We start from the raw sequence: 15075 nt of genomic DNA, 5'->3' as shown, positions 1-15075 counted from the left end.
GCGAAAAAAATCACTATATCACGACGGGCCGCTGCTCATTAATGAATCGGGCCGCTAAGCGGCCCGACTTTAACTCTTTTTACAGCCAAAAAAGGTTTACAGCACAATCCCGCCGATGATGAAGCCGAGGATCACGCACAGGGTAATAGCAATCACGCCCGGGATCAGGAAGGCGTGGTTAAACACGTATTTACCAATGCGGGTCGAGCCGGTGTCATCCATTTCGACGGCTGCAAGCAGGGTCGGGTAGGTTGGCAGCACAAACAGCGCGGAAACGGCAGCAAACGAGGCGATTGCAGTCAGCGGAGAAACGCCCAGCATCAGTGCCGCAGGCATCAGCGCCTTGGTGGTGGCCGCCTGAGAGTAGAGCAGGGTAGCCGCAAAGAACAGCACCACCGCCAGCAACCACGGGTAGTTATGCAGCAGGTCGCCCGCAACGGTCTGGATATCGGTGATGTGGGCTTTGACGAAGGTATCGCCCAGCCAGGCCACGCCCAGTACGCACACGCAGGCGCTCATACCGGATTTGAAGGTGCTGGCATTAAGCACTTCGCTGGTGTCGATTTTACAGGTGATGCTAATCAGCGTAGCGATGGTCAGCATGAACACCACGATGGCTTCGTTACGCGGCAGGACCGGGTTCTGGATCAGCCCAACGGTATCGCTGATGGCGGTGGCATAGAACATCACCGCGACGATGCCGATCAGGAACAGCAGCACGGAGCGTTTAGCGTGTGGCTTCAGGATAAATGCCTGGCTGCCGCGCAGCTTCACTTCACCTTTTGCCAGACGCTCCTGATACACCGGATCGTCTTTCAGCTCGGCGCCGAGGAAGTTACAGACCACCGCGGTGATCATCACCGCAATCAGGGTCACCGGAATACAGATCGCCAGCAGCGTCAGGTAGCTCACGCCCAGCGGCTCAAGAATACCGGCAAAGAACACCACTGCCGCCGAGATTGGCGAGGCGGTGATCGCAATCTGCGAGGCGACAACGGCAATAGAGAGCGGACGGGACGGACGGATGCCCTGCTCTTTCGCCACTTCGGTGATGACCGGCAGGGTGGAGAAAGCGGTATGGCCGGTACCGGCCAGAATAGTCATAAACCAGGTGACCAGCGGAGCAAGGAAGGTGATGTATTTCGGGTGACGACGCAGCATACGCTCCGCCAGGCTCACCAGGTAGTCCATACCGCCTGCAACCTGCATGGCTGCGATAGCGGCGATAACCGCCATGATGATTTCAATAACGTCAAACGGGATAGCGCCTGGTTTAATTTGAAAAAAGAGAGTGAGGACAAGCACGCCGAGACCGCCGGCGAAACCGATACCGATCCCTCCGAGCCTTGCGCCTAAGTATATCGCCAACAAGACGATGACGAGTTCTGCTCCGAACATAAGTGCCTACCTTGCTTATTAACAAGTTGATATTAAATTGTTGTGTTTTGGTAACGCCTAAAAAGAAAAAAGGCACGTCATCTGACGTGCCTTCATGAAGTTTAACCTGAACTGTTATTGTTCACTTTCATCCGTATATCTTTTTGCTTTATAGGCCGGGTGCATTAAGTTTTGCGCCGAGAAGATATCATCCAGCTCGGCTTCTGTCAGCAGTCCGCGCTCAAGTACGACCTCTCGTACGCTCTTACCGGTTTCAGCACAGATTTTACCGACGATGTCGCCGTTGTGGTGACCGATGAACGGGTTAAGGTAAGTCACGATACCGATAGAGTTATATACATAACTTTCACAAACCGCTTTGTTGGCCGTGATGCCGTTAACGCATTTTTCCAGCAGGTTGTAGCAGGCGTTAGTCAGGATGTGGATGGATTCAAACATCGCCTGGCCAATCACCGGCTCCATCACGTTCAGCTGCAGCTGGCCCGCTTCGGACGCCATGGTAACGGTGATGTCGTTGCCGATGACTTTGAAGCACACCTGGTTTACCACTTCTGGCACGACCGGGTTCACTTTGGCTGGCATGATGGACGAGCCCGCCTGTAGTTCCGGCAGGTTGATTTCGTTCAGACCGGCACGTGGCCCGGAAGAGAGCAGACGCAGGTCATTACAGATTTTGGACAGTTTCACCGCCAGGCGTTTCAGCGCGCTGTGCACCATTACGTAGGCACCGCAGTCGGAGGTGGCTTCAATCAGGTCTTCCGCCGGCACAACGGCCAGGTTGGAGACTTCGGCCAGCTTCTGCACCGCCAGCTGCTGATAACCATCCGGGGTATTCAGGCGCGTACCAATCGCCGTTGCCCCAAGGTTCACCTCAAGCAGCAGTTCAGAGGTGCGCATCAGGTTGCGGGTCTCTTCATTCAGCAGCACGTTAAACGCGTGGAATTCCTGACCGAGGGTCATCGGTACCGCGTCCTGCAGCTGGGTACGCCCCATTTTCAGGATGTCCTGGAATTCGACAGCCTTGTTCTGGAAACCTTCGCCCAGCTGGTTAATCGCATCAACCAGCTTCACGACAGAGGCGTACACGGCGATACGGAAACCGGTCGGGTAGGCGTCGTTGGTGGACTGGCATTTATTGACGTGATCGTTCGGGTTCAGGTACTGGTACTCACCTTTCTGGTGGCCCATCAGCTCAAGGCCGATGTTTGCCAGTACCTCGTTGGTATTCATGTTCACTGATGTACCCGCGCCGCCCTGATAGACGTCGACCGGGAATTGGTCCATGCACTTGCCGTTGTTCAGCACTTCATCGCAGGCGGCGATGATGGTATTGGCGATGTTTTTAGGAATGGTTTGCAGCTCTTTGTTCGCCATGGCTGCCGCTTTCTTCACCATCACCATGCCACGGACAAACTCAGGGATGTCGCTGATTTTGCTGTTGCTGATGTAGAAGTTTTCAATCGCTCTCAGAGTGTGAACACCATAGTAGGCATCCGCTGGAACTTCCCTGGTACCCAACAAATCTTCTTCGATACGAATGTTGTTTAACATGTGAACCTTCTTTTCAAGCTGCCGATTGATGTACTAAACACACAGTACATATGTGGTTATGTCTATTTTCTGACCGACGATTATCCCCTGAATCGACCAGATACCCGGAATGATATGCTGATGATAGCGAAATGCCGTAACCTGGATCACTTATTATGGAGCCCGCGACATGATATTTATTAATCTGTGAAATGAATCACCGCTTTAATATTTCCAGAAAAAATATCCGTGCAAACCGATTGAATTTTGACTAAACGCCTCCATTTCTGACAGACGCGAATCGCAATTTGATACCGACAGGGGCCATAAAGGCGTCTGCCACACAGGAGAAGCCAGTGCGCTGGATACCGTTAGCTGCAATCTTTCTCTATGTTTACATAGAGATTTCTATTTTTATTCAGGTCGCCCACGTGTTGGGCGTCCTGCTGACGCTGATACTGGTGATTTTCACTTCGGTGATTGGCATGTCGCTGGTGCGCAATCAGGGTTTCAAAAACTTCCTGTTAATGCAGCAGAAGATGGCCGCAGGGGAGAGTCCGGCTGCGGAGATGATCAAAAGCGTATCGCTGATTATCGGCGGTATTTTGCTGATTATTCCCGGATTTTTCACCGACTTCCTCGGCCTACTGCTGCTTGTCCCGCCAGTGCAAAAGCTCCTGACGCTGAAGCTGATGCCGCATTTGCGTTTTAACCGTATGCCGGGTGGTGGTTTCAGCGCCGGTACGGGCGGTGGCGAGACGTTTGACGGGGAGTATCAGCGCAAGGATGATCAGCGCGACCGTCTGGACCATAAAGACGACCGTTGATTATGTGCCCGGCGGCGCTGCGCTTGCACGGGCCTGGGGAATCTGTAGGCCCGGTAAGCGAAGCGCCACCGGGCGTAACTTACACCGCACTCCGCTTCGGCAAAAACAGCCATAATCCCGCCAGCATCACAATGGCGTAGAGACTCTTCCATCCCACCATTGCCAGCAGCAGCAAACAGAGTACTCCGCCAATCACCGCCAGCGCTTTATAGCGGCCTTTCAGCAGACGACATCCCGCGAGCATGCACAGCAGGTAGATCATAATGAAAATGCCGTTGGCATAGACGATAAGCGCGTCGAGGTTGATATCCAGCCAGTAGATAGCCAGCGTACTTAGCACACAGCAGCCCAGCACCGTATTCAGGGCGTTGAGCGGCAGCTGACGTTTCGACAGTCGTGCGAGACGGCTTTCCGGCTTGTATAGGGCCTGGGACCAGACCAGTCGGGCAAAGCTCTGGATATAGATATTCAGGCTGGCAAAGCAGGCCAGATAGCCAATGACGCAGGCAATCCACAGCGCCTTCACGCCAAACAGCTGTACCACGATGGCAGGAAGCGAAGCCGCTGCCGCCATCTCGGCACCGTAGGCGGTAAAGTGGAGTACCAGCACCGTACAGGCCCAGTAGACCGTGCCTGCCAGCAACAGACCGATCATCAGGGCGCGCGGAAAATCCCGTTCCGGCTGTTTAAATTCGGAAGCCAGATGGGCAAAAGCCTCGAGGCCGACAAAACACCAGAACATCACAGAAAGCGCCGCGAAAAGCTGCGAGTGGTTGATATCTGTGACCGCAGGGAAGGGGATCTTTGAAACTTCAATATCTCCCGCCCACCAGATGGCGGCAATCAGCGCCACAATCAGAATGGCGACCAGGGTTTGCAGGTTGGCGCTGGAGCTGGCTCCACGTGAGCCAATCCACCAGACGATGGCCAGGGTGCCCAGCTCGGCCAGTAACAGCTGCGCGTCGTGCCAGCCAAAGAGGGCCTGACCGAAGCCCGTCGCGATATGCAGAGCGGCAGGCAGACCCACGGGAATGACGGAAAGGAACAGCCAGCCGGTGACGCGCTCCAGACGCGGGCCAAACGCCATCCCGACAAAGTGCGCTACACCACCCGCGCTCGGGAAGTGACGCCCGAGAATGGCAAAGACAATTGCCACCGGGAAGACCAGCACGATGAGCACCGGCCACGCCCACAGGCTGTTATCACCCGCCACCAGGGCTGCCAGCGCAGGCACGGCAAAAACCCCCGTACCTAATAAAGACGTTGAAAGTAAGCCAACACCCTGCGCGAGTCCCAGCTCCTGTTTGAGTCCACTCATTCCATTGTCCTGCCGCCATCAAAAGAGAGGCGATGGTAACACTTTCACAAATTTTTTTTCGACTACCCCTTGAAGGGGTAAAACCCCATCCCCATCTCTCAGGGCACTAGCCGGAAAACCGCTTACGGCCCGGCGTCACCCATAACTGATAATGACTTTCTCAAAGGAGAGCTATCAATGAGTATTCGTCCGTTACATGATCGTGTGATCGTCAAACGTAAAGAAGTTGAAACCAAATCTGCGGGCGGCATCGTTCTGACCGGTTCTGCAGCAGCAAAATCAACTCGTGGCGAAATCATCGCTGTCGGTAAAGGTCGCATTCTGGAAAACGGTAATGTGCAGCCGCTGGACGTTAAAGTTGGTGACATCGTCATTTTCAACGATGGCTACGGTGTTAAGTCCGAGAAGATCGACAACGAAGAAGTGCTGATCATGTCCGAAAGCGACATTCTGGCAATTGTTGAAGCGTAATCCGCGAACGACACTGAACATACGAATTTAAGGGAAAGATTAAAATGGCAGCTAAAGACGTAAAATTCGGTAACGACGCTCGTGTGAAAATGCTGCGCGGCGTAAACGTACTGGCAGACGCAGTTAAAGTAACCCTGGGCCCGAAAGGCCGTAACGTGGTTCTGGACAAATCCTTCGGCGCACCGACCATCACTAAAGATGGCGTTTCCGTAGCGCGTGAAATCGAACTGGAAGACAAGTTCGAAAACATGGGTGCCCAGATGGTGAAAGAAGTTGCCTCTAAAGCGAACGACGCTGCAGGCGACGGCACCACTACTGCAACCGTACTGGCGCAGGCAATCATCACCGAAGGTCTGAAAGCCGTTGCTGCGGGCATGAACCCGATGGATCTGAAACGTGGTATCGACAAAGCTGTCCTTGCTGCTGTTGAAGAGCTGAAAGCGCTGTCCGTACCGTGCTCTGACTCTAAAGCCATTGCTCAGGTTGGTACTATCTCCGCTAACTCCGACGAAACCGTAGGTAAACTGATCGCAGAAGCGATGGATAAAGTCGGTAAAGAAGGCGTGATCACCGTTGAAGACGGTACCGGTCTGGAAGACGAACTGGACGTGGTTGAAGGTATGCAGTTCGACCGCGGCTACCTGTCCCCATACTTCATCAACAAGCCAGAAACTGGCGCTGTTGAGCTGGAAAGCCCGTTCATCCTGCTGGCTGACAAAAAAATCTCCAACATCCGCGAAATGCTGCCAGTTCTGGAAGCCGTTGCGAAAGCAGGCAAGCCGCTGGTTATCATCGCTGAAGACGTTGAAGGCGAAGCGCTGGCGACCCTGGTGGTTAACACCATGCGTGGCATCGTGAAAGTGGCTGCGGTTAAAGCACCTGGCTTCGGCGATCGTCGTAAAGCTATGCTGCAGGATATCGCGACCCTGACTGGCGGTACCGTGATCTCTGAAGAGATTGGTATGGAGCTGGAAAAAGCGACCCTGGAAGACCTGGGTCAGGCGAAACGTGTTGTTATCAACAAAGACACCACCACCATCATCGATGGCGTGGGTGAAGAAGATGCAATCCAGGGCCGTGTGACTCAGATCCGTAAGCAGATCGAAGAAGCGACCTCTGACTACGACCGTGAAAAACTGCAGGAACGCGTTGCTAAACTGGCAGGCGGCGTTGCAGTTATCAAAGTCGGTGCAGCTACCGAAGTTGAAATGAAAGAGAAGAAAGCACGCGTTGACGATGCCCTGCACGCGACCCGTGCTGCGGTAGAAGAAGGCGTAGTTGCTGGTGGTGGCGTTGCTCTGGTTCGCGTTGCAGCGAAACTGGCTGGCCTGACCGCTCAGAACGAAGACCAGAACGTGGGTATCAAAGTTGCGCTGCGCGCAATGGAAGCTCCACTGCGTCAGATCGTTTCCAACGCCGGTGAAGAGCCGTCTGTTGTGGCGAACATGGTGAAAGCGGGCGAAGGTAACTACGGTTACAACGCTGCTACCGAAGAGTACGGCAACATGATCGACTTCGGTATCCTGGACCCAACTAAAGTGACCCGTTCTGCTCTGCAGTACGCGGCATCTGTTGCTGGCCTGATGATCACCACCGAGTGCATGGTCACTGACCTGCCGAAAGGCGATGCGCCTGACTTAGGTGCTGCTGGTGGTATGGGCGGCATGGGTGGTATGGGCGGCATGATGTAATCATGTTGTTCTGCACCTCGCAGAAATGAATAAACCCCCGGTCAGAAATGATCGGGGGTTTTTCTTTTGGTCATCTTTTTAGTATAAGGTTTAGACGCGGGCAGCACGTGCCCAGCTTATTGAAAACGAGGAATAACATGCGCGTTAAAGTGGGTGCAGGGATAGTAGCAGCAGCGTTGCTGCTGGCGGGTTGTAGTTCCGGTAACGAACTGTCTGCTGGTGGGCAGAGCGTTCGCTTTGTGGAAGATAAGCCGGGCAGTGAATGCCAGCTGGTCGGTACCGCAACCGGTAAACAAAGTAACTGGCTCTCAGGGCAGCATGGCGAAGAGGGCGGTTCGATGCGCGGCGCGGCAAACGCGCTGCGTAATCAGGCGGCAGAGATGGGCGGAAACGTGATTTATGGCGTGAGCAGTCCGACACAAGGGATGTTGTCGAGCTTTGTCCCGACCGCCAGCGAGATGCAGGGTCAGGTTTATAAGTGCCCTAATTAATAATATTTCAGGCTATCCCTCTCAATAAGGAGAGGGAAAACCGGGTAAATGGTCAGAAGAGGGATTATCGTTTGTTCAACATCCTCATAGATGCCCAAGTCTTATTCGGAAGCCATTTCCAGATAGAAATCGCGTAGCGGCCTCAGACATTGCTCTGTCGTAAGCGACGAGTTTGAGGGCGCATCAATATCTCTACAAAATACCTGTGTTAGCTGATGTTTTTCCTGGAGAGCTTTGTACTGAGGCATCAGGAGCGCAATTCTGCCCGCGATGCTTTGTATCTCCGCAGTATTCGCTGTCAGGTAAGTTTTGATAACGGCACCACGTAGGATTTTTTTTCCCTCAGGCGTTTGATATTTAAACAGAATCGCAACATAGTTAGGGAACAGATCCTGGCGCCATACATCATGATGATATTGCTGATAATCCATTTCACTTACATTTTTAAAGCCAGTGTCATACAGAGGAATATAATCCATAGAACCACAGAGATGCATAACCGATTCTTTATCCCCACTGTTCTGCATAGCCTGGGTCATTGCATGTAGCACAAATTCAGCCTGGGTAATGCTGAATCTAATAACGGCAATTTGACCATTCTGTAGTGCAGCGATAATGGAAAAAGTCTCTGCATCATGTTTGAGTGCAACAGACATAATTCTTCTTGCCGAGTCAGGATTAGTTATATCTTCCTGGCACATCTGTGGGATCTGTTGAATTAATTCCTGATTTTCAGCAACCAGCACCGTTTTATAAGCGTCATCTTCGTGTTTAATTTTTTCGGCAACCGCACGTAATTTATTATGCATAATAATCATCATGTCGCGGATAACAACATTCTGCATATAATATAGCGATTCCTGATGCTGCGCATTGCGTATTTTTAGCGCCACGGCTAGCAATTTACCTTCGTGAGTAATAGCCGCTGTGTTGATACCTTTAATAATTTCAGTCATTTGGCATTCCTTTTCCATTAGCTGTTGATGATGCTTGACTGGCATTGAGATAAATCAATTATTCTGTCTGCCGAGGCAATAGTCGAAGGTCGGTGAGCCACGATAATGCGCGTTATACTCAGCGATGAAATCGCCTTGTTAATTTCTGACTCGTTACCTAAATCTAAATGGCTTGTCGCTTCATCCATAAACAAAATATTAGGTTTACGATACAAGGCGCGGGCAATAAGCAGTCGCTGCTTTTGGCCACCTGAAATACCCAAGCCTAATTCGCCTACCAGGGTTTCATATCCCATAGGCATTTTCATAATTTCATCATGAATATTGCTCAGTTTTGCACACTGATAAACAAAGTCGATGTCCGGATTATCGTCAAAGCTGCAAATGTTGTCCGATATAGAGCCTGAAAAAAGGCGATCTTCCTGAAGAACGCATGCCGTACTCAGCCTGTAATTATTAAGACCGATTTTGGTAATATCCAGTCCTTGGACCAACACGTCGCCGTCGGTAGGAGAGAGAAGGCCGCACATAATCTTCATTAGCGTAGTTTTACCGACACCGGACGGTCCAATAAGGGCTACGGATTCCCCCGGTTGTATCGTGATGTTCAGGTCAGAAAAAATCGGACGCGTGAACGGATCATACTGATAACTCAGGTTGCGTACCTGCAATGAAAGTCCCTTACTTTGTTCAAATATTCTGCGAGTTGGCAACTCCTTTTCAGGTTCAGTAAAGACGATTTCTGAAAGCCTTTCATTATGCAGTGACAGCATACGCAACTGCATTACCAGATCGACCAGGCTCGAAGCTCGTTGCGAGAATTGCCCACGGAAGGCATTAAAAGCCATAAACATACCGAGGGTCATTTGATTATCGATAACCATCACTGCCCCCAGCCATAATATGACCACCTGATCGAGAGAGGTAATTAACGTGTTGATTCCACCAAAAAGCATATCAAAACGTGTTTGTTTAATACCGGCATTGCATGCTTCAATATTAATATTCAACCAGTGCTGAGAACGCCTGCTTTTTAAATCAAGAGCCTTAATCGTTGAAACGCCATATAACGATTCCATAAAATGCGAACCGGAGCGCGCACCTTTAACCACTTGCTCTTCTGCAACACGGCGATAGAACTGGTATGTCGCCAGTCGCATTAAGGCGTAGATCAACGTAAAGCCAAAGACGACTATTGCTAACCAACCGCCGTAAAGCGTCAGCATGATAACCAAGCCCACCGTCATGATCATATCGATTATGCCGGTGATAATACTATTGGTGAAGGTTCCACGAATAGTATCGAGCGACGAAAAACGTGACTGTATATCCCCTAAATGGCGCTTTTCAAAAAATGAAAGAGGCAGACTCATAAGGTGGTCGAACAGCGTTGTTTTCCACTGGATGCTTGTTAATGTATTTATTGTTAATGACGTCCACGATCGTAACATACTGATAAAAGTACGGAAAAGTGTAAATACCACCAGACCAATACAAATAACAGACAGTAAGCTTTGATCATGTGCAATTATTACGTGATCGGTTACTAACTGGGTTCCTATGGGAAGCAGTAGATTTATCGCTTCCACGACGACTGAAAATGCAAAGATTTTAACCAGCGCATTTTTCAAGCCGCTGATGTTTTTCATTAAATCAATTAGGCGTAAGCGACTTTTTGCTTTTTCCTGTTGAAAATTGTGATCTGGCCAAAGTTCAAGGGCCACACCAGTAAAATGGTTGGACAGCTCTTTATTACTTATAACACGTTTCCCTAATGAGGGATCGTGAATGACAAAACCGCTGTTGCGAATCTTTACAAGGACAACATAGTGATTCATATCCCAGTGGAGAATACAGGGCAGTTTTAATTGCTTGACTTCCTCAAGATCGAGCGTAACGGCCCTACTTTTTAAACCGGCCTGTTCGGCTGTGCGAGTTAATGAAAGCAGAGTAGCGCCCTGTGAAGCACTACCAAAGCGGTTGCGGAAGTTAAATAGATCCATTTCAAGACCATGATATCCACAGACCATCGCCAGCGAGGCAATGCCGCACTCTGAACTTTCTGACTGGAGTATTACCGGAACCTTTCGGCGTAATGAAAAGTTCACTTTTGACGTGATTTTCTTGAACAGTTCGTTACTCATCGAGTGGCCCATTTACGCTTTGTGAAATTTTATAGAACGGTGTAAACATCCACATATACAGAGGACGTTCATCTAGAAATACGGTTGCCTGTGCTTTAAGCCCGTTCGTAAGAGACAGTGTCTTATCGTTATATTTAAATGATTTATCTTTTATAGAGACAATGGTTTTGTAAAGTGCTACATCTTGCTGACCTGCACCCATGTTGACATTAGTATATTCCTGCAATTCCTGACGCGATGCTGGGACTGTTGAAATCGAGGCTATAGTGCCCGCGAACTGACCGAATTTATCTGATGGAAAAGCATCATAACGAATATTAATAGGGTCACCTACCTTCACATAAGGAATGCTGTTGTTAGGCAACCAGAGGATCAGAAAATATTCCACGTTTCCGGTTGGCTTTATTTGTGCGAGACTGCTACCACGGTCGACCATCTGGCCCGCAGTCACAGCCATGGATTCGATTTGCCCTGCGGCAGTGGCTTTAATAATGGCGTTGCCATTGGCATCATTCTCAACGAGTTGGTTTTTATAATCGTTAATCTGGTTTTTCTGACCAGAAACTTGATTGTCGAAATCAGCAGCTTTGACCATAAGATCGCTTTTTAGCTGCGTTTGTTGTGTTTCTAACTGCATTCTTTGACTTGTCAGGGACTGATAAGAGCTCTGCTGCTGAAAATAAAGTGAATGCTGATAGTTATACTGATCTTTGGTGATCAAGCCTTGCTTTAAATATCTATCGTAACTGGAAAGATTTTCTCGCATCTTTTTTAATCCAGTTTGTGTGTTGCTTAGCATGTGCTTAGTTTCATTCAAAGAATCTTCTACGCTACGTAATTGATTCTTCAATGCTTGAAGCGTCTCTGTTTTGTTATGCGATATTTTTTTAATTATTTCATTTGAGTTGTTGATTTTTTCATTGATTACCTCACCCACTTTGTCACTGACATTTCCATAAATTGTATGGCGAGAGATATCCAGTTCATACAGAGGTGTTCCCTTCGTCACCATGTCACCAGTTTTAACCAACTGGTTAACGATGAATCCCTGCTGAGGGGCAAAGACGTTGATAGAGTGGGGGAGTGTAACCACTTCACCAAAGACATTAATCCGTTGGGTGTAACGACAGAAAATAAGTGCAGATATCATTATGACTAAAAATGAAAATGCCAGAAAAGTCACCAGCCACGCAGGTATTCCAGCCAGCAGCAATGCTTTTCCCTTCCAGTGATATTTCTTATATTCGATCGCTTCCTTGCGATAGATACTTCTGGTCATGGTATTTACTTCACATCTGAGTTGAAGAGAAAAAGCTCTGTTCAGAACTTAAATGATGAGGCCGCGCATGTTCACCAGACTACAAATGCATCGTAGAAGCTAATGGCAACATGTGGGCAACAATCGTACCGCCCATGAGAAGGGATGCATCATTCGTGATCAATACTAATAATTCTTTCATGTCTCTTTCCTTGAGGACTGTTGAACTTCCATTGTATTAAAAGTTGGAGGCCTTTTCTTGTATGAAAACTAAATTAAGAATGAAGCTTCTGTAATTTATTATTCGGTGTAAATATTTATGTGCTATAACTAAATGAATTTATAAAAAATAAGGAGAAAATGTTTTTAAAAGTTATGTACTTTAGCGAGGGTTGGCATTTGTTACAAACTAATCTTGCAATTTTAAGGTTTTTAATAATAAAAATGTTTTGGGGGGTATGGTATATTTCCTTTCAATATGTTCATTAAAATTTGATAAATGAAGCACTATCCTTAACTTTATTTAAAATTATAATGTTTATCTGGTGAAAAAGAAGGCCCGTTTCCGAGCCTTAATTATTAAATCGACAGACGATTACCAGAATACCAGTGAACCGTTGAAGCCTGAATACAGTACATCACCAGCAATCTGAGCAACATAGTCAAAGCCGCCAAAGACACCAGCAGTCACACCACCAACAAATCCAGCTACGCCACCTACGATAGCGCCACCCAGGGATCCAATCAGACCAAAGCCAAGCAGGCCGCCGCCGTTATCCGCAATTGCTGCACCCGTAGCCATACCGCCTAAGGTACCGCCAACGCCGCCTACAATGGCACCTGCAACGAGCTGGAAGGCATCAGTCGCAAGTGAAGTAATGGTGCTCTGGGTAGAGCTGAAATCCCAGACATAACCAGTGCCCCACTGTGGAGGAGTGGCTGCGCCGGATACATGATTCATTTCTAATACGGTTAATTCTTTCATTTCTATTTCCTTAATAAATAACTTCCCTTTTTTATGAGTAGGAAGGTGGCTCATTTATACCCAGAAGTTAATTTAAAATGATTAATTTCTGGATGAACTTCTTCAGGTCCGAGGCAATAGTTATTTTGCTGATCGTTTCCTGTGTCTGTAATATGATGATAATTTAATTGTTCACATATTAAATTGCAATCCAAGATAATGGATTTAATATTTAAGAAAATCTAATGTGATGATCTTTGCTTTTTCTATTTTTGAAATGAATATAATTTTTTACTTAAGTTGGTATGTCGCCGCTTCAAATTTTATGTCTGATACACTGTTCGCTGATTGACTTTCTAATTTATGATAAAGTCATACTTATCATTAGGCGCCTGTACCCTTTCCTGCTCTATAAAAAAGGCCCTGAACAGGGCCATTTTTATAGAGCAGGAAAATGATTACAAAAGCACCAGAACAGCAGAGAAACTTTGACGCCTAATACAATACATCGCTTGCAACTTGGGCAACATAATCAAATCCATCAAAGATGTCAGCAGTCGTGCCGCCAACACATTAACAATTGTTCTTATAATCCTGGAAGGCATCAGTCTCGAGTGAAGCAAAGGGTTCAGGACAGAGCTGAAATCCTAGACATAACTAGTACCCTTATACTGAAGGAGTTGCTGCACCGAATTCGTGATTCATTTACGATACTATTAATACTTTAAGTTTATTAATTTAGTAAATATACAGTTTGCATTTCCAACAGCTTAAAAATAAATCATTAATCTAATGAATTTTATTAAAATCAAAACACGCTATCAAATGATAGCGAGAATATGCTTGAGATAACCTAGTGTTTAGCTCCTTAGTTAAATTTTAAATTCGGTTTCATTATTTTTATGCAGTAAGATAGAGCGTTACTCAATGTTTGTATATTGATTGTTATTCTAGTAATTTCAGAAAAGCTCCCTGGAGAGCTTCTCTTTGTTAGAAATCAGTCTTGGTTAATCGTGATCGTCATAGCTGTGTTTGCTGTGCCTGGATTGATGTTTCCGACAGTTGTCGAGGCCTTATATCGAGCAGTCATAGGAATAATAATTTGATCATTAATTACATTTGCAGATGTATAGGTGTAATCATGGGCGAACTGCAGGAGACTATTCTTGGCGTCCCTGACTTCGACCCCAACGTATGCTGCTGCGTCTGCGACTGTTGAGTCGATATCCATAAAACCATCTGTATTGCCGGACGTCATCCTGTCATAGCTAATACGAATTGGCGAGTCGCCCGGAATGCCATCCGGACAATTAATTGTAATTTTAAATGTCTTCACGGGACCATAACCTGAACTATCAAAATCGCTTTTACTCAGAGAGCCCATCGGAATTATCTGGTCACGTTTTGCGTTATCGATAGTGCAGCTTTTTATAGTCCAACCTCCATTGGGGACACTGGTAATAACGATTTCATAAATTTTCGATGCACCTACAGATGTAGTTCGTGAGTTAACTTTTGCGGTCATTAATGTGCCAGTTTTAAATTTTCCTTTATTAGCTGAACTGATTTCTCCGGTTTTTATCAATTCAATTGTCACTGTATTATTTGCAGTCCCACCGTTCCACGTACCTGGTGCCGGTGATTGGGAATATGGTGCCCATTGATCACGAAAGACTACATCTTTTACACGTATTCCGATACCGGTTAACCCTGTTTCATATACTCCAGAAATGGCTGACTGAGTACTAAAAGTGCTGCCCATCTCGCTGGCATAATAGAGTGCCTGAGTACCGCAATTATAAGAGGCTGGATAAGTTCTCGTATTTACCAACTGCGAGTGTAGCACGCTGCCCACCGGAACTGTGGGATCAATTTTTAAGGAACTAATTACAGTATTAACTTTTTGATAGGCCACTGTGCAATCTGCGGCCATTGCTTTAAAGCTCACCGCAGCCAAAGTATACAGAAATAATAATTGCGGTAATAATGAACGAAATTTTTTTTTCATACTAAATATCCTTTTATCG

The 15075-nt window shown here is 47.5% G+C and carries 12 protein-coding genes; 4 read left to right on the top strand and 8 right to left on the bottom strand.

Annotated features, from left to right (window positions below):
* Positions 1-96: 96 nt before the first annotated feature.
* Positions 97-1398 (bottom strand): anaerobic C4-dicarboxylate transporter, encoded by a 1302-nt coding sequence (locus ACOYA6_RS15150; RefSeq protein WP_039028407.1) that lies wholly within the window; start codon positions 1396-1398, stop codon positions 97-99.
* A gap of 114 nt (positions 1399-1512) precedes the next feature.
* The gene (gene aspA, locus ACOYA6_RS15145; protein WP_039028408.1) at positions 1513-2949 is read right to left on the bottom strand and encodes an aspartate ammonia-lyase; all 1437 of its coding nucleotides are present in this window, start codon (positions 2947-2949) and stop codon (positions 1513-1515) included.
* A 335-nt stretch (positions 2950-3284) separates the two neighbouring features.
* On the opposite strand from aspA, the gene ACOYA6_RS15140 reads away from it, so the two are divergent.
* Positions 3285-3755, top strand: coding sequence for an FxsA family protein (locus ACOYA6_RS15140; protein ID WP_039028409.1), 471 nt, complete (start codon positions 3285-3287; stop codon positions 3753-3755).
* Positions 3756-3834: 79 nt separating this feature from the next.
* On the opposite strand, the gene yjeH is transcribed toward ACOYA6_RS15140, so the two are convergent.
* Positions 3835-5073 carry an L-methionine/branched-chain amino acid transporter gene (gene yjeH / locus ACOYA6_RS15135; RefSeq protein ID WP_422654941.1) on the bottom strand — a complete coding sequence of 413 codons (1239 nt, stop codon included), beginning with the start codon at positions 5071-5073 and terminating at the stop codon, positions 3835-3837.
* 177 nt (positions 5074-5250) lie between these two features.
* Between yjeH and ACOYA6_RS15130 the strand changes: the two genes are divergently transcribed.
* From ACOYA6_RS15130 to ACOYA6_RS15120, 3 genes are all read left to right on the top strand, one after another.
* Entirely contained in the window at positions 5251-5544 is a 294-nt protein-coding gene (locus ACOYA6_RS15130) for a co-chaperone GroES (protein WP_032616151.1), read from the top strand.
* A gap of 44 nt (positions 5545-5588) precedes the next feature.
* Positions 5589-7235 carry a chaperonin GroEL gene (gene groL / locus ACOYA6_RS15125; RefSeq protein WP_039028411.1) on the top strand — a complete coding sequence of 549 codons (1647 nt, stop codon included), beginning with the start codon at positions 5589-5591 and terminating at the stop codon, positions 7233-7235.
* Between the two features lie 137 nt (positions 7236-7372).
* Positions 7373-7726, top strand: a complete 354-nt coding sequence (locus ACOYA6_RS15120) for a DUF4156 domain-containing protein (protein WP_039028412.1) — start codon at positions 7373-7375, stop codon at positions 7724-7726.
* A 101-nt stretch (positions 7727-7827) separates the two neighbouring features.
* Here ACOYA6_RS15120 and yjeJ read toward each other — a convergent pair whose 3' ends face one another.
* The 5 genes from yjeJ to ACOYA6_RS15095 all read right to left on the bottom strand — a co-directional run bounded on the left by yjeJ (position 7828) and on the right by ACOYA6_RS15095 (position 15056).
* Positions 7828-8682, bottom strand: coding sequence for a YjeJ family protein (gene yjeJ / locus ACOYA6_RS15115; protein ID WP_039028413.1), 855 nt, complete (start codon positions 8680-8682; stop codon positions 7828-7830).
* A 17-nt stretch (positions 8683-8699) separates the two neighbouring features.
* Entirely contained in the window at positions 8700-10826 is a 2127-nt protein-coding gene (locus ACOYA6_RS15110) for a peptidase domain-containing ABC transporter (RefSeq protein ID WP_039028414.1), read from the bottom strand.
* The gene (locus tag ACOYA6_RS15105) at positions 10819-12105 is read right to left on the bottom strand and encodes an HlyD family secretion protein (protein ID WP_422654940.1); all 1287 of its coding nucleotides are present in this window, start codon (positions 12103-12105) and stop codon (positions 10819-10821) included. Before ACOYA6_RS15105 ends, ACOYA6_RS15110 begins: the two co-directional genes overlap by 8 nt.
* Positions 12106-12679: 574 nt before the next feature.
* Positions 12680-13123, bottom strand: coding sequence for a hypothetical protein (locus ACOYA6_RS15100; RefSeq protein ID WP_156126857.1), 444 nt, complete (start codon positions 13121-13123; stop codon positions 12680-12682).
* Between the two features lie 922 nt (positions 13124-14045).
* Positions 14046-15056, bottom strand: coding sequence for a fimbrial protein (locus ACOYA6_RS15095; protein ID WP_422654939.1), 1011 nt, complete (start codon positions 15054-15056; stop codon positions 14046-14048).
* Between the last annotated feature and the right edge of the window lie 19 nt (positions 15057-15075).

This window comes from Leclercia barmai (genome assembly GCF_049312895.1).
GTDB lineage: Bacteria > Pseudomonadota > Gammaproteobacteria > Enterobacterales > Enterobacteriaceae > Enterobacter > Enterobacter barmai.
Note: the sequence above shows the minus strand (reverse complement) of the source record. Positions and strands in the feature narration are given on the sequence as shown.

What these genes read in the sequence shown, in the direction of transcription:
- ACOYA6_RS15100 (WP_156126857.1), bottom strand. Translation starts at nt 13,123, where the DNA reads ATGAGCCACCTTCCTACTCATAAAAAAGGGAAGTTATTTATTAAGGAA.
- groL (WP_039028411.1), top strand. Translation starts at nt 5,589, where the DNA reads ATGGCAGCTAAAGACGTAAAATTCGGTAACGACGCTCGTGTGAAAATG.
- ACOYA6_RS15120 (WP_039028412.1), top strand. Translation starts at nt 7,373, where the DNA reads ATGCGCGTTAAAGTGGGTGCAGGGATAGTAGCAGCAGCGTTGCTGCTG.
- ACOYA6_RS15150 (WP_039028407.1), bottom strand. Translation starts at nt 1,398, where the DNA reads ATGTTCGGAGCAGAACTCGTCATCGTCTTGTTGGCGATATACTTAGGC.
- yjeH (WP_422654941.1), bottom strand. Translation starts at nt 5,073, where the DNA reads ATGAGTGGACTCAAACAGGAGCTGGGACTCGCGCAGGGTGTTGGCTTA.
- ACOYA6_RS15095 (WP_422654939.1), bottom strand. Translation starts at nt 15,056, where the DNA reads ATGAAAAAAAAATTTCGTTCATTATTACCGCAATTATTATTTCTGTAT.
- ACOYA6_RS15130 (WP_032616151.1), top strand. Translation starts at nt 5,251, where the DNA reads ATGAGTATTCGTCCGTTACATGATCGTGTGATCGTCAAACGTAAAGAA.
- ACOYA6_RS15105 (WP_422654940.1), bottom strand. Translation starts at nt 12,105, where the DNA reads ATGACCAGAAGTATCTATCGCAAGGAAGCGATCGAATATAAGAAATAT.
- aspA (WP_039028408.1), bottom strand. Translation starts at nt 2,949, where the DNA reads ATGTTAAACAACATTCGTATCGAAGAAGATTTGTTGGGTACCAGGGAA.
- yjeJ (WP_039028413.1), bottom strand. Translation starts at nt 8,682, where the DNA reads ATGACTGAAATTATTAAAGGTATCAACACAGCGGCTATTACTCACGAA.
- ACOYA6_RS15110 (WP_039028414.1), bottom strand. Translation starts at nt 10,826, where the DNA reads ATGAGTAACGAACTGTTCAAGAAAATCACGTCAAAAGTGAACTTTTCA.